General features: G+C 37.0%; 14 protein-coding genes and 2 pseudogenes. 9 read left to right on the top strand and 7 right to left on the bottom strand.

Annotated elements, in window-relative coordinates; translation table 11 throughout:
* Positions 1-8 precede the first annotated feature (8 nt).
* The gene (locus tag JCM14932_RS01610; RefSeq protein WP_025023314.1) at positions 9-1,055 is read left to right on the top strand and encodes an ABC transporter ATP-binding protein; all 1,047 of its coding nucleotides are present in this window, start codon (positions 9-11) and stop codon (positions 1,053-1,055) included.
* A pseudogene (locus tag JCM14932_RS14190) lies at positions 1,055-1,976 on the top strand (ABC transporter ATP-binding protein). Before JCM14932_RS01610 ends, JCM14932_RS14190 begins: the two are co-directional and overlap by 1 nt.
* A 137-nt stretch (positions 1,977-2,113) precedes the next feature.
* Here the strand turns inward: JCM14932_RS14190 and JCM14932_RS01600 are convergent.
* A complete protein-coding gene (locus tag JCM14932_RS01600; RefSeq protein ID WP_025023313.1) occupies positions 2,114-2,299 on the bottom strand; it encodes a hypothetical protein in 186 nt (61 codons plus the stop codon).
* Between the two features lie 226 nt (positions 2,300-2,525).
* Here JCM14932_RS01600 and JCM14932_RS01595 point away from each other — a divergent pair, with 226 nt between their 5' ends.
* Both JCM14932_RS01595 and JCM14932_RS01590 read left to right on the top strand, forming a co-directional pair.
* The gene (locus tag JCM14932_RS01595) at positions 2,526-2,783 is read left to right on the top strand and encodes a type II toxin-antitoxin system Phd/YefM family antitoxin (protein WP_034542367.1); all 258 of its coding nucleotides are present in this window, start codon (positions 2,526-2,528) and stop codon (positions 2,781-2,783) included.
* A complete protein-coding gene (locus tag JCM14932_RS01590) occupies positions 2,768-3,043 on the top strand; it encodes a Txe/YoeB family addiction module toxin (RefSeq protein ID WP_025023311.1) in 276 nt (91 codons plus the stop codon). Before JCM14932_RS01595 ends, JCM14932_RS01590 begins: the two co-directional genes overlap by 16 nt.
* Positions 3,044-3,093: 50 nt before the next feature.
* Here the strand turns inward: JCM14932_RS01590 and JCM14932_RS17575 are convergent, their stop codons facing one another.
* From JCM14932_RS17575 to JCM14932_RS01575, 4 genes are all read right to left on the bottom strand, one after another.
* Positions 3,094-3,390: an MAG6450 family protein gene (locus JCM14932_RS17575; RefSeq protein ID WP_369342628.1), complete on the bottom strand. Its 297-nt coding sequence runs from the start codon at positions 3,388-3,390 to the stop codon at positions 3,094-3,096.
* A gap of 82 nt (positions 3,391-3,472) precedes the next feature.
* Positions 3,473-3,934, bottom strand: a complete 462-nt coding sequence (locus tag JCM14932_RS01585) for a Panacea domain-containing protein (protein ID WP_025023310.1) — start codon at positions 3,932-3,934, stop codon at positions 3,473-3,475.
* A 327-nt stretch (positions 3,935-4,261) separates the two neighbouring features.
* Entirely contained in the window at positions 4,262-4,801 is a 540-nt protein-coding gene (locus tag JCM14932_RS14185; RefSeq protein WP_025023309.1) for a hypothetical protein, read from the bottom strand.
* Positions 4,802-5,229: 428 nt separating this feature from the next.
* Complete coding sequence (locus tag JCM14932_RS01575; RefSeq protein WP_025023308.1) at positions 5,230-6,090, bottom strand: ROK family protein; 861 nt, start codon at positions 6,088-6,090, stop codon at positions 5,230-5,232.
* A 99-nt stretch (positions 6,091-6,189) separates the two neighbouring features.
* Here JCM14932_RS01575 and JCM14932_RS01570 point away from each other — a divergent pair, with 99 nt between their 5' ends.
* Positions 6,190-7,002 (top strand): MurR/RpiR family transcriptional regulator, encoded by an 813-nt coding sequence (locus tag JCM14932_RS01570; RefSeq protein ID WP_025023307.1) that lies wholly within the window; start codon positions 6,190-6,192, stop codon positions 7,000-7,002.
* A 50-nt stretch (positions 7,003-7,052) separates the two neighbouring features.
* Here the strand turns inward: JCM14932_RS01570 and JCM14932_RS01565 are convergent, their stop codons facing one another.
* Both JCM14932_RS01565 and JCM14932_RS01560 read right to left on the bottom strand, forming a co-directional pair.
* Positions 7,053-7,742 carry an N-acetylmannosamine-6-phosphate 2-epimerase gene (locus JCM14932_RS01565; RefSeq protein WP_025023306.1) on the bottom strand — a complete coding sequence of 230 codons (690 nt, stop codon included), beginning with the start codon at positions 7,740-7,742 and terminating at the stop codon, positions 7,053-7,055.
* A gap of 13 nt (positions 7,743-7,755) precedes the next feature.
* Positions 7,756-8,631, bottom strand: a complete 876-nt coding sequence (locus tag JCM14932_RS01560; RefSeq protein ID WP_025023305.1) for an N-acetylneuraminate lyase — start codon at positions 8,629-8,631, stop codon at positions 7,756-7,758.
* A 439-nt stretch (positions 8,632-9,070) separates the two neighbouring features.
* Between JCM14932_RS01560 and JCM14932_RS01555 the strand changes: the two genes are divergently transcribed.
* From JCM14932_RS01555 to JCM14932_RS01540, 4 genes and pseudogenes are all read left to right on the top strand, one after another.
* Positions 9,071-9,814, top strand: a complete 744-nt coding sequence (locus tag JCM14932_RS01555) for a sugar phosphate isomerase/epimerase family protein (RefSeq protein ID WP_025023304.1) — start codon at positions 9,071-9,073, stop codon at positions 9,812-9,814.
* Positions 9,814-11,006, top strand: a pseudogene (locus tag JCM14932_RS14180) (cation:proton antiporter). Before JCM14932_RS01555 ends, JCM14932_RS14180 begins: the two are co-directional and overlap by 1 nt.
* Positions 11,003-12,517, top strand: a complete 1,515-nt coding sequence (locus JCM14932_RS01545) for a sodium:solute symporter family protein (RefSeq protein WP_025023303.1) — start codon at positions 11,003-11,005, stop codon at positions 12,515-12,517. Before JCM14932_RS14180 ends, JCM14932_RS01545 begins: the two are co-directional and overlap by 4 nt.
* An 18-nt stretch (positions 12,518-12,535) precedes the next feature.
* Positions 12,536-13,363 (top strand): alpha/beta hydrolase, encoded by an 828-nt coding sequence (locus JCM14932_RS01540; RefSeq protein ID WP_025023302.1) that lies wholly within the window; start codon positions 12,536-12,538, stop codon positions 13,361-13,363.
* Positions 13,364-13,373 lie beyond the last annotated feature (10 nt).

Raw genomic sequence — 13,373 nt, 5'->3', positions numbered from 1 at the left:
AATAAGCAATGGATAAAATTCTAGAAGTAAAAGATTTGCATGTTAATTTTGCGACATACAATGGTACTGTCCAAGCTATTCGTGGGGTTAGTTTCGATCTTAACGCCGGTGAAACCTTAGCTATCGTTGGTGAATCTGGTTCTGGTAAGTCAATTACCGTTCGTTCAATCCTGCAATTATTAGCTAAGAACGCTGATATCGCAAAGGGCAGCATCCTCTATCATGGGGATGACCTGCTACAAAAGAGTGAAAAAGGTATGGATAATATTCGTGGTAACAAGATCTCGATGATCTTCCAAGACCCTATGACATCACTCGATCCAACTATGCCAATTGGTAAGCAAGTTGCGGAACCTTTATTGATCCACAACAATGTTTCCAAAAAAGACGCTATGGCCCGTGCCGAAGAAGTTCTACGTCTAGTTGGTATTCCCAATCCTAAAGCTCGTATGAAAGACTACCCTCACCAATTTTCAGGTGGTCAAAGACAACGTATCGTCATCGCTATCGCCATTGTTGATTACCCAGAGATCCTTATCGCTGATGAACCAACAACTGCGCTTGACGTTACTGTCCAAGCAGAAATCATTGATCTATTAAAAGAACTACAACAAAAAATCGGTACATCGATCATCTTCATCACCCATGACCTTGGTGTCGTGGCTGGTATCGCTGATAGAGTTGCCGTTATGTATGCCGGTAAGTTCGTCGAATATGGTTCAGTTAATGACATCTTCTACAATCCTCAACACCCTTACACTTGGGGACTACTAGATTCAATGCCAACACTAGATACTAGTGAAGCTAACCGTTTGAACTCGATTCCTGGTACTCCGCCTAACCTTTTGAATCCACCAAAGGGAGATGCCTTCGCACCTCGTAACAAGTACGCTATGGAAATTGACGAAGAAGAACAACCACCGTACTTTAAGGTTTCAAAGAATCACTACGCAGCCACATGGCTGTTGCACCCCAATGCACCAAAGGTCGATCCACCCGCATCGATCAAGAAACGTTTTGAAAAATTCAAAGAGTTAGGAGGCAGTGTTAAATAATGGCAGATGAAAGAGAAAAAATCGTTCAAGTTAGACACTTGAAACAGTATTTCAACATTGGTAAACCTAACGAGGTCAAAGCCGTTGATGATGTATCATTCGACATCTACAAAGGTGAGACTTTTGGATTAGTTGGTGAATCTGGTTCTGGTAAGAGTACAACTGGCCGTAGTATTATCAGACTTTATAATCCAACAGACGGACAAATTTTGTTCAATGGCCAAGACATCAGTAAGATCAAGAGTCACGGTCCTCAAATGAAAGAATTCCGTCGTGAAATGCAGATGATCTTCCAGGATCCATATGCATCTTTGAACCCCAGAATGAAGGTTAAGGATATCATCGCCGAAGGCTTGATGTTCACGGACTAGTTAAGGGTGAAGAAGAACGTGAAAAACGTGTTCGCGAACTATTGGATATGGTTCACTTGAATCCAGAACACATGACACGTTACCCATATGAATTCTCCGGTGGTCAACGTCAACGTATCGGTATCGCCCGTGCTTGGCAGTTGAACCACAATTCGTAATCGCCGACGAACCGATCTCTGCGCTGGATGTTTCCATTCAAGCTCAAGTTGTTAACTTGATGCAAGATATCCAAAGAGAACAAGGATTGACATACATGTTCATCGCCCATGATCTATCCATGGTTAAGTACATCAGTGACCGTATCGCTGTTATGTATCATGGTAAGATCGTTGAACTAGCTGACTCTGACGAGATCTATAACCATCCCTTACATGCTTATACTCAAAGTCTTCTGTCAGCCATTCCTGTTCCTGATCCAGCCATCGAGAAAACACGTGAGCGTATCGACTTTGATCACTCACAACCATTCTCAGCTGATCAATCATTACAAGAAGTTCTGCCCGGTCACTTCTTGTATTGCAATGCTGCTACAGCGGCATCGTTTAAGTAACAGATCGGGGTCTAAACACCATTATTCTTTAAGGAGGTCCCAATCCAACCTCCAATCCTCACAACCTTGGAATTCACAAGAATTCCGAAATAAAAAGCCACGCAATCAATCCAGTTGCGTGGCTTTTTCGTGTCTATTTATTCGAATCGTTTAAAAATCAAATAATGCATAGCTATTGTAGCAATGAATCCCGTTAATAGGATTTGGAAGATCATTTTTAAGCTCATCCAAGTATTACTGCCACTAGTTACGTTCTCTAACAAATATAGAATTATGATCATTGTAAAGAAGAATTTTAAATCTTTATTTTTTATTGATTTCATAATGGAACCCTCTCCATAAGTGTTTGTATATCACATTCAATTATGACACCGATTCTTTTAGAAATGATAATAATATCCTAAAGTGTGGCGGAATCCTTCTTGAAGCCAACTTAATTAGTAACATACTGCTAAAAACTCGTAATTTGAATTATGATCATTCTTATTGACTAGCTCAAGAAGTCATAATACACTGTACGTACATTATAACGTACGTTAGGAGGACTACATGTTGAAAGAAATTTATACACCCACAAGTGCCAGACAACACCTATTTGAATTAATCAAAGAAGTCAACGCTGAAAGAAAACCGATAACTATCGAACCAACTAAGATCGACGAGAAAGGTGCCGTTTTAATTGGTAAGGATGACTGGAATGCAATTAAGGAAACTCTCTTTCTCGCCAATAATGGTGTAACCGATCAAATAAAACATCGTGAAAATGATGACAGTGAGGATTTTGATGACGTATGGAAGAATCTTTAGAATATCAAATCAAAATCAAGAGTGGTGCTAAAAAAGATTTAAAGAAGATAAAAGGTTCTAGATTTGAAAAAAGCTTTTTGGAAATAATTGAGACTTTACGAAATAACCCTTTTGAAATATCACAATCATTCGAAAAATTAATCCCACCAATTAATAGATTCTATTCCAGAAGAATCAATTTTCAGCGTAGAGTTGTCTACAAAGTAGATAAGAAGCTGCGAATAGTTACTATTTATTCTGCTTACAGTCATTATGAATGACGTAAAAGAGCCCGCGCAATCGCATGATTACGTGGACTCTTTTGTATTATCTAAACCCTGTGTACCGTGTGATTTGGATCTATTTTATGAATACAAAAATAATCTTTTTCATCATAATAACCAAAAATCCTAAATGGTGTTCTATCTTTGCCATAATGAAATATTTTTTTCATTTCACCATTTATCAAAATACGTTCGGAAGGTCCCCTAGTTCGTAGAAATAGCTTATTAGCCTGACTTATGGTTAACTCTTTTCCAACCGTCTCATTAACAAACCTATCAAAATCTTTAATACCACTTTGTTTAAGATTTTTAAATTGGAAACCATTATCCAGTGAACGCGTAATTGCTAGTTTAAATAGTATATCCTTATTTGCACCATAAGTAAGTTGGCTTATATTCTCTAATGTACTAATATGTACTCACGCACTATCCTTCCATATAAATAGACGTATAGAATTCCTTCATGTCTTCATTCAAAATAACATTACTAGACCGTTCGCCTTCTTTTAGCATTCCTCTAGCTTGTTTCCATGGATATTCACTTTTTGATAATGCCTCTAGTTCTATATAATCTTTATCACCATACGTAACCCAAACAGAATTAAGTAGATTGGAGACTTTTTTGTTTTCAATAATAATCAAATTATCATTTAATTCGATATCATTTGATCCATATTCAAAATATTTATCTCTCATTTCAGGTGAAATTGGGCCACTAGCCCAAGCTTCAAAATTCGTATTATTAATTATGGTGGTATCAAGAAGTGCATTGCCCCACGCTTGGACGTAATAGACCAATTTTTGAAGTTTTTTTGGCTGCATGGCTTCTTTGTTTAAAAACCAATCAGCAACCTCAAATACACTATAGGTTTTAACAGCATTTATCATCTACTACGCCTCCTTTTGTTCTAGTTACTATATTATGACTGGTCTCAATAGGTTATACAAATTTAAATAATTATATCTAGATAACACAAAAACTCGTATCGTCTAAAGATACGAGTTTTGTATTTTTAAAATATATATCAGGGGGGAAATATATTTTTATGTGTATATGCTTTTTACATGAGGGGTTTCATTTAATTTAAGGGGGGATTAAATGAAGTTTTTAATTTATAGGGATCAATATATGTTTTTAAGGGTTTTATCTATTTTGTGTAATTATTTTTTAGAATTATAAGGTTGTTTCACTACCAGATCTACCGTTTCATTCGTTCACCTCTTTGTTATTTGACTATGCTTAAATAATAACGCCAAGATATGAATAATTAATTGGGAAAGTACGAATAAAGCTGTAACAATTTGTGAAGAAAATGTGAGGACAATACTGTTAACGATCAATACCGTAGACACAATAATATTGTCGATATCATCCTTCAACTCTTTCTCAGTCGGTATGTCGGGTTCATACTCAACCCCACCAATTTGAACATTACCTGTTCTAATAGCACCTGGTTCTATAGCATCATCTCTGTCAACTATCTCATTTATTTTTTTTACGGAATTAATATTAAACTCATCTTCAGAATCAATAACATATTTCCAACCGCGTTTTAAGTTCACAATCACACCTATGTCATCAATACTTATGCCTGCAACACTCATACCTTCAACAATTGTTTTTGTTTGAGATAATGTAGTGTTTACACCTTCAAATTTTGAATTTGAATGTATTAATTGTACAAAGTTCTTCTTTGCTACAAATTTATTTTCCTTATCCGTTAAATTAAACTTGTCATCTAAATATTCGTGCATAACAATCTCCTTTTTATAAGGCCACACTATCTGATATAAGTATACAAAACAAAAAGGCTCGCGTCTTCCGGCACGAGATCCTTTTCTTATTATTTACATGAGCATATCTCTCTTTCTTATAAATTCTTATATTCAACTTCATTTTTCAAATATATATCGGGGAGGAAATATATTTTTATTTATGTAATTATGAGGGTTGTTTTAAATAAGGGAATTAAATACTATATAGGGATTTTTTGTTTTTAAAGGTTTTATCTATTTTATGTTTTGAAAGGTTGTACTCTTGAACTGCTTTATCATTACCATTCGGTCACCTCTTTGTTATTTAACTATGCTTAAATAATAACGTCCAATTATGAATATACAATTAGGAAAGTACGAATAAATAAATAACAATTTGTGAAGGAATTGTGAGGGTACAGTTTAAATTACCTCATGAACTGTGACACGGCACCGTACATCTGAGCTTTATCAGTCAACTTAGCAATCGCCAATTCAGTCTTAAATAAGCCGTCAGGAATCTTCTTACTCATGTGACGTTGCAGCAAGTCCAGAAGATAATCTCCTTGCTTAGAGACTGCCCCACCAATAACTAGTGTTTCAGGATCATACAACAAAACAATCTCAGCTAATCCACTGGCAACTTCATCTGCCCAATCTTCAATTACTTGCAAGCATGGTTCTTCACCCTTCTTGGCCTTTTCAAAGGCATCGATCACACTGATAGAATATTGTTTCAATTCACGCTCCAGTGCCAGAGTCGAAGCACGTTGTTCATAATACGTCTTACTCTTATCATCATATAGAATGTATCCAATTGAATTAGCATAGGCATGTGCCCCACTCAATAATTTGTCATGATCTAAGTAAGCTCCACCGATTCCGGTACCTAAGGCGACACAGTATACTGATTCTTTGTTCTGAGCTACTCCAGCGAGATTTTCCCCCAACAAAGCTGCATCAACATCGTTGACTACAAAAACTGGCAAACCAGTTAATTTGTTAAGAGATTCTTCGATATTAGTTCCTTTGTAATCAGGTATTGTTGGACCAGCAAATAAAATACTGCCGTCTTTAACGATCCCCGCTGTACTAACTCCGATGCCCGATAATTCATATTTACTCTGAAATTCAACGGACAATTTTTTTAGAGCTTCAATAATATGATTATCCTTATTATGTTCAGTATCGACTTTGCCGGTATCACTAACATTCAAGTCGTTATCAATAATTCCATATTTAATAGTTGTTCCACCAATATCAAATGCCAAGAATTTTTTGTTTTCCATGAGTTATACCTTCATTTCTATTTGTTAACTATTATCACATACTATAATTATGATAGTTATTATGAATGTGCTATATTTAAAACACACGGAGGTGTTCTAGTGAATACTTTAAAACTAATTGAAGATCTCTTACCTACTCTATCTAGGCAAGAAAGAAAAGTCGCTATTAAAATCATCCAAGATTCTGAGAGTGTCCAACAAATGAGTATCAACAAACTCGCAAAAACAACTGGTGTAAGTAATGCGACCATCACCCGCTTCGTTAAAAAAGTGAATTGTAAGGACTTCTATGATCTAAAACTAAAACTAGCCAGTGATCATAAGACTGAGAATACCGAGATGAAATCAGGTTCTATCACTGACGAAGTCTACAGCTTCTACAAGAACGTTCTGAGTGATACTTGGGAGCGTCTCGACATCGAACAGCTACGTAAGATCGTCGAACTAATTTCCAATGGTCGCCGTGTTTACTTATTCGGTATCGGAAGTTCTGGCTATACTGCATTAGAAATGACTCAACGGTTACTGCGTATGGGTATCGCAGCCTTTCCAATGACAGAGAGTAACCTGATGTATATCACTAGCAGTATCGTCAACGAAAACGACGTTATCTTAGCTCTCTCGTCATCCGGTAATACCAAGGGATTGAACAATGCTCTGCAGATGGCAAAGGATAACCATGCCAAAGTCATTGGTATCACCGGCATCGAGAAAAGTCCGATGTATGAGATCTGTGACTATCACGTCTTAGTGAAGAACAGTAACTTCGTAAACAACACTAGATTCATCAACTCACAATTTGCTCTAACCTATGCGTTAGACATAATTACCACAATGTTATTGGAGAACGATACTTACAGAACTAGATTGAACCACACTGTTGAAACAGTGCTTGATAACAAATTCGATTAAAGACAAAAGCCGCTACTTGTTTTTCCAACAAGTAACGGTTTTTTTGTATATTATTCATTAACTGCATTAATAAATTTTGTCGCAATTTCCAACGGTCTGGTTATTGCTCCGCCAACTACAACAGCGTGGCATCCTAGATCAATACAGCGGCGCGCCTTTTCAGGAGTATCCACCTTACCTTCAGCAATAACAGGATGTTTTGCGGTTAAAAGAACTTTCTTCAAGTAACTGAAGTCATTATCAGCAATGTTCAATCCTTCTGTATCAGGTGTGTATCCATGCATTGTCGTACCAATGATATCAAAACCTAACTCGTTGGCTTCTTTAACGTTCTCAAGTGTAGCTGTATCAGCCATTAACAAAGTATCAGGGAATTCTTTGCGCATTTGAGCAACAATATCAGCTAACTTTTCACCATGTGGTCTTGGTTGTCCAGTTACATCGCAGGCTACAACAGCAGCTCCAGCACTAGCAACAGCACGCATTTCTTTGATCGTAGGTGTGATGTAGACTGGTGAATCATCATAATCTACTTTATCAAGCCCGATAATAGGCAAGTTAGTTTCGTCCTCAATAGCTTGAATGTCAACTACCGAGTTAGCTCTAATGGCAACTGATCCTGCCTGTTTTGCAGCACGTGCCATTCTGGCCATAATAAATGAACTGTGCAGTGGTTCATTACTCAATGCCTGACATGATACTACTAATTTTCCTTTGACTGTGTCCAAAAAATCATTCATTTTAAATCACTTCTTAATTTTCTTTTAGATAGTTTTCATAGATTGCTTTTGCACCTGCACGCATTTCAGGAGTAGGTTTAGACATTGGTGCCTTTGTAACACCGGCATGTACACCCATTTCTTCAAATACAAGTTTCAATGATGGATAAATATCGTTCTTAATAAGTGCTGTGATCAAATCATTACTGTCATGTTGAAGTTGACGTGCCTTGTCGATGTCACCATCATCAAAAGCAATCATTTCAGCCTTGGCACGTTTTGCATTCAAGTTGTATGTTGAACCGATAGCTCCGTCAACACCAAGTGCAAGTGCAGGTAATAACATTTCATCAAATCCTGAAAGGATCAACTTGTCAGGGAAGGCATTACGAACTCTCTCTAATAGGTAGAAATCAGCATTTGTATACTTGATACCAATGATCTTTGGATTTTCGAATAATTCACCAAATTGTTCCATTGATAGTGAAACACCTGTTAAGGCAGGAATTGAATAGATAAGAAGTTTGTTATCAACATCTTTAACGATTTCATTATAATAATTCTTAATTTGTTCAAAAGTATAGTTATAGTAGAAAGGTGTTACAGCGGAAATCTTAGGATATCCCAAGTCAGTAACAAATTTTGCCAAATATTTAGATTCATTTAGATCTAGTGAACCAACTTGTGCAATCAGATCAATCGCACCATTTGCTTCATCAATAGCAATCTTGAATACTTGTTCCTTTTGATCGTGGCTCATATTGAAGTTTTCACCAGTACTACCACCGACATACAATCCATCAATCTTGTTTACATCGATATTGTAACGGATCATTTCTCTAATTCCGGCTTCATTAATACTTCCGTCATCATTGAATGCAGTCATTAATGCTGAATATAATTTTTTCATCATTATCCCTCGATTTATTTAATTTTGTGTAATAGTTACTCGGTCGTCGTCTACCGCTGACATAAATGTACTACATGGTAATATATATTTCAATATCAAAATATGATAATTATTATCGTTTGATGCTACAATTATTGTTGTAATCGCTTTCCTAGACTTTAAAAAAATATTGAACTTTTTTTATGTCCATATTGATAACAGCATCACGATCAAAAAGTACAAATATAAATAGTGTGCTTAAATTAAGCTCTTAATATAGTAGACTTTAGATAAAAATTATCATATATTAATAAATCTGTAATAATTATCATAAAAACGTTTACATTTCTAACAAGTCATGTTATATTTTTCACGTAATAGTTATCCAGTCCATCTAACCGCTACTAGTAAACACAGTTGTGTTTATTAGTGACGGTTTTTTTTGAAAGGTGGAAAAAATATGCACGTTTCAGTTAATACGGCAATTTTCTTAAATGAGGTTCAAGCTGGGAAATCTCAACTTGAATGTTTAGAAACATTATCAGGATCACCTATCGATAATATTGAAGTCCGAGGGGAACTATTTAAAGAAGAAACAAAAAATAAAGAATTATCAGAAATAAACGGATTGTGCAAGCAAAACAATTGGAAGTTCTTCTATTCAATCCCTGAACAATTGTTTAACACTAACGAAGTTAACTCTAACTTAGAGAAGTATTTGAAAATGGCTGACGACAACAATATCTGCCAACTCAAAATAAGTATGGGTGATTCTGAAGATGTTTCAGATGCACAATTAAAAGAATTAACTAACTTATTAAATAAGTATCAAGCCAAAGTAACGATCGAAAATCAACCAAACGAAGACGGAACAATTGATAAGTTCGATAAACAGCTCAAAAAATTAAAAGATGCCAAAGTACCATTGGGATACACATTTGATTCCGGTAACTGGTATTGGATCGACGAATGTCCAAGCAATGCATTCGACAAGTTCCAAGACGCCATTACCGTATTCCACTTAAAGGACATCAAAGATAAAGACACGGTCATGTTAGGCGATGGAGCAACTGATTGGAAATCATTACTTCGCCAGTTAAACCCTGACATCCCTGTCTTTCTAGAATACGACATCCCATCAGACAAATTAAACGACCAGATTGATCAAGTTAATACTATCTTGAATGATCGAGATTCGAATTAATGAGTTATTTACTCCAACTTGTTATTATTCTGATTTTGACTAAGTTAGGCGCACATCTATCAAGTATCTTGAACTTCCCAAGTGTCATTGGTGAGTTACTTGTGGGTGTTATCGCTGGACCTGCTGTCCTTCATATTCTTGTCGGAACGACGTTCATTCAGTACTTCTCCGAACTTGGAGTGATCGTGCTGATGTTCATTGCCGGACTTGAAGGCGACCTTTCATTATTGATGAAATATTGGAAGCCAGCTTTAACCGTTGCGACATTAGGAGTTATCCTCCCTACTATTTCTGCCGCAATGCTCTGTGCCTTAGTCTTTAACTTTGCCTGGACAACTTCAATTTTTATCGGACTAGTTCTCAGTGCTACATCCGTAAGTATCTCCGTTCAGGTTCTAAAAGAAATGGGACGTCTCAATACCAAAGAAGGAGCCATCATACTTGGAGCTGCAGTTGCTGACGACATCATGTGCGTCATCTTACTAGGTATCTGTGTTGCATTCTTTGGTTCAGCTGGAAGTAGCGACCAACCATTATGGTTAATGATCTCTACCAAATTGCTTTTCTTCGTCTTGATGTTTGTTCTTGGAAAATGGTTCGTTCCTCCATTCATGTCATTTTTCAGCAAATTAAAAACCAGTGAAAATGAAGCCACCGGAGCATTGATCCTTTGCTTTGGTTTCGCAGCTATCGCTGTTGCACTCGGTATGAGTGATGTCTTAGGTGCTTACTTTGCTGGTATTGCTCTATCAGAAACTTCATTCCAAAAGAATCTAGCTCTCAAAATAGAGCCGATCGGTTACGCCGTATTTATCCCCGTCTTCTTCGTAAGTATCGGGTTAAATATTAGTTTCAAGGGATTACAGAGTGATCTTGTATTTATCGTTTCACTTATTATTATCGCAATCATTGGAAAACAAGTCGGTGGTGCGTTAGGTGCTAGATTCTTCCATCTTACTTGGAGTGAATCAAACATTGTTGGTGCCGGAATGGTTTCACGTGGTGAAATGGCATTGGTTGTCGCCAATGTTGCACTAGGTGCCAAATTGATCGATCCAAACCATTACACAGCATGATCGTGGTAACAGTTGTAACAACAATCATCGCACCATTGATCTTAAAGTTCTTTATTCAAAGAGCCACAAAACAAAATAAAATTGTAGGAAATGTAATTAATGAGGTGAAAGTATGACAAAAGTCGGTTTTGGTACTTTAAACTGGATTGTCTTAGTAGTCTATCTACTAGCAATGCTCGGCGTCGGTGTTTACTTTACAAAAAAAGCCAGCAAGAATACCGATGCGTTCTTCAAAGCAAAGAGTAGTATTCCCGCATGGGCTGCTGGATTCAGTATTTACGCTACAACACTTAGTGCCATCACATTTATGTCAACACCTGAGCAAGCCTATCTAAAGGATTGGGCCTACGGTGTTGGATCACTAAGTATCATCATTATCGTTCCAATCTTGATCAAGTACTACGTTCCATTCTTCAGAAAACTGCAGGTTACTACAGCTTATGAATATCTTGAAGAACGTTTCAGTCCTATTATCCGTGTTCTAGGTTCTGCACTATTTATGCTATACCACATTGGTCGTGTAGCTATTGTTATCTATCTACCTATTATCGCTATCACAACGGTATCAAATATCAATCCAATCTTAATCGCCTGTGTTGTCGGTGGTCTATGTATCATTTATACATTCATGGGTGGTATCGAAGGTGTTATCTGGAGTGATGTTATCCAAGGATTCCTATTACTTGGTGGTGCCTTACTAGTTGTTCTAATTGGTGTTTTCTCAATCAAAGGTGGCTTCGGAACCGTTGCTGCTGACGCTATCGCCAATCACAAGATTCTTTCATCACAAGATTTGAATATCGGTGACTTAACTAAGTTCCTACCTCTTATCTTCGCCGGTCAATTCTTTAATACTGTTTATCAATATACTGGTAGTCAAGATGTTGTTCAACGTTATCAAACTACTGCTACACAAGAAGAAACAAACAAGTCATTGTGGACAAACGCCTTTCTTGCTTTGATCACAATTCCTCTATTCTTCGGTATGGGTACTGTTCTATTCAGTTTCTATAAGAACTCAGGCTCACTTCCAACTGGCTTCAACACAAGTGCCTTGGTTCCTTACTTCGTTATCACTGAAGTTCCCGCTGGTATTGCTGGATTGATCATCGCTGGTATCTTCGCCGCTGCTCAATCAACAATTGCTTCAAGTTTGAATGCTATTTCTTCATGTTTCGTTACCGACTTCAAACAACGTTTCTTCGATCACAAATGGAAGAACATCTCAGATGTTACACTTGCTCGTATCGTTATCATCATCACTGGCCTATTTGGACTAGCAATGTCAATTTACCTATTGATCGGTAATGCTTCTAAGACATGGGATCTATTCCTTACTGTTACTGGATTGTTCGGTGTTCCTATCGCTGGTGTCTTCGCCGTTGGTATCTTTACAAAACGTGCCAATACATTCGGTGTTATCCTAGGATTAATTGCAAGTATTGCTGTGACAGTCTATGTACAACAAACTAATGATTCATCATTGATCGTTGCTACTGTCGCATTCATTACATCATTCCTATTCTCATATGTTCTTAGCTTCTTTGCACCTAAGAAATATGTTCACAATATTGTTGGATTGACTGCATCAACTGTTAACGAGAAATACGTTAAGAATGCAAAATAAGATTTGAGGTCAACTTAAATGTTACAAAAAAGAATAAACTTAAAAAGTGAATCAGACGTCGAATTCAATGTCGATATTTTCTTCAAAAAACAATTCAATGAGAATCCCGATCCAAGAACTTGGCCACTTGTTTTGATCTTCCCTGGAGGCGGATTCGTCGCCTTAGAAGAACGTGAATCAGAACCGATTGCTGAAGCCTTTTTAGCTAGAGGCTATCAAGCCGCAATTATCAATTATCCTCTTATGACTAACACGAGCAATACACCCTTCTATCCAAATGGAATAATTGCTGGCCTAGAAGCAATCAGATACTTCAAGACAAACGCTTCTAAATACAACATTGACCCTCAAAAGATCATAACCTTAGGATTCTCAGCTGGCGGACATGTCGTCGCATTAATGAATTCTTTGAACGCAAGTGACATAAAAGATTTGGGATTCGATGAATCAATCAAAGCCAACGCCCAAATACTCGGTTATCCAGTCGTGGGACTTCAAATGGGATTTCCTAAAACTATCGATGATGCTAAGAAAATCAGTCCGAATAAGAAATACTGGAATGCCAATGAACAAGTAACAGCAAAAACTCCCCCCACATTCATCTGGCATACCATGGCTGATAAAGTCGTACCGGTCAAAAATACTTTGGCATACACTTATGCATTGTCAGAAGCACACGTCCCATTCGAATACCACGTCTTCAATACTTTCAGTGAAGGTATCCATGGAATTGGATTAGCCTCATATGCTACACAACGATATCAACATGAAGAAGATGCCAATAACCGCGTGGCGGTTTGGTTAGACCTAGCTGACTCTTGGATCCACAAAACTTTAAGTTTATAATTTTAATGAA

Origin of the sequence: Companilactobacillus nodensis DSM 19682 = JCM 14932 = NBRC 107160 (genome assembly GCF_000615905.1) — a bacterium.
Lineage (GTDB): Bacteria > Bacillota > Bacilli > Lactobacillales > Lactobacillaceae > Companilactobacillus > Companilactobacillus nodensis.
Note: the sequence above shows the minus strand (reverse complement) of the source record. Positions and strands in the feature narration are given on the sequence as shown.

Bases quoted from the DNA above. Each gene is read 5' to 3' on its own strand.
- JCM14932_RS01595 (WP_034542367.1), top strand. From the start codon at position 2,526: ATGTTGAAAGAAATTTATACACCCACAAGTGCCAGACAACACCTATTT.
- JCM14932_RS14185 (WP_025023309.1), bottom strand. From the start codon at position 4,801: ATGCACGAATATTTAGATGACAAGTTTAATTTAACGGATAAGGAAAAT.
- JCM14932_RS01560 (WP_025023305.1), bottom strand. From the start codon at position 8,631: ATGAAAAAATTATATTCAGCATTAATGACTGCATTCAATGATGACGGA.
- JCM14932_RS01590 (WP_025023311.1), top strand. From the start codon at position 2,768: ATGGAAGAATCTTTAGAATATCAAATCAAAATCAAGAGTGGTGCTAAA.
- JCM14932_RS01545 (WP_025023303.1), top strand. From the start codon at position 11,003: ATGACAAAAGTCGGTTTTGGTACTTTAAACTGGATTGTCTTAGTAGTC.
- JCM14932_RS01565 (WP_025023306.1), bottom strand. From the start codon at position 7,742: ATGAATGATTTTTTGGACACAGTCAAAGGAAAATTAGTAGTATCATGT.
- JCM14932_RS01540 (WP_025023302.1), top strand. From the start codon at position 12,536: ATGTTACAAAAAAGAATAAACTTAAAAAGTGAATCAGACGTCGAATTC.
- JCM14932_RS01575 (WP_025023308.1), bottom strand. From the start codon at position 6,090: ATGGAAAACAAAAAATTCTTGGCATTTGATATTGGTGGAACAACTATT.
- JCM14932_RS01585 (WP_025023310.1), bottom strand. From the start codon at position 3,934: ATGATAAATGCTGTTAAAACCTATAGTGTATTTGAGGTTGCTGATTGG.
- JCM14932_RS01600 (WP_025023313.1), bottom strand. From the start codon at position 2,299: ATGAAATCAATAAAAAATAAAGATTTAAAATTCTTCTTTACAATGATC.
- JCM14932_RS01555 (WP_025023304.1), top strand. From the start codon at position 9,071: ATGCACGTTTCAGTTAATACGGCAATTTTCTTAAATGAGGTTCAAGCT.
- JCM14932_RS01610 (WP_025023314.1), top strand. From the start codon at position 9: ATGGATAAAATTCTAGAAGTAAAAGATTTGCATGTTAATTTTGCGACA.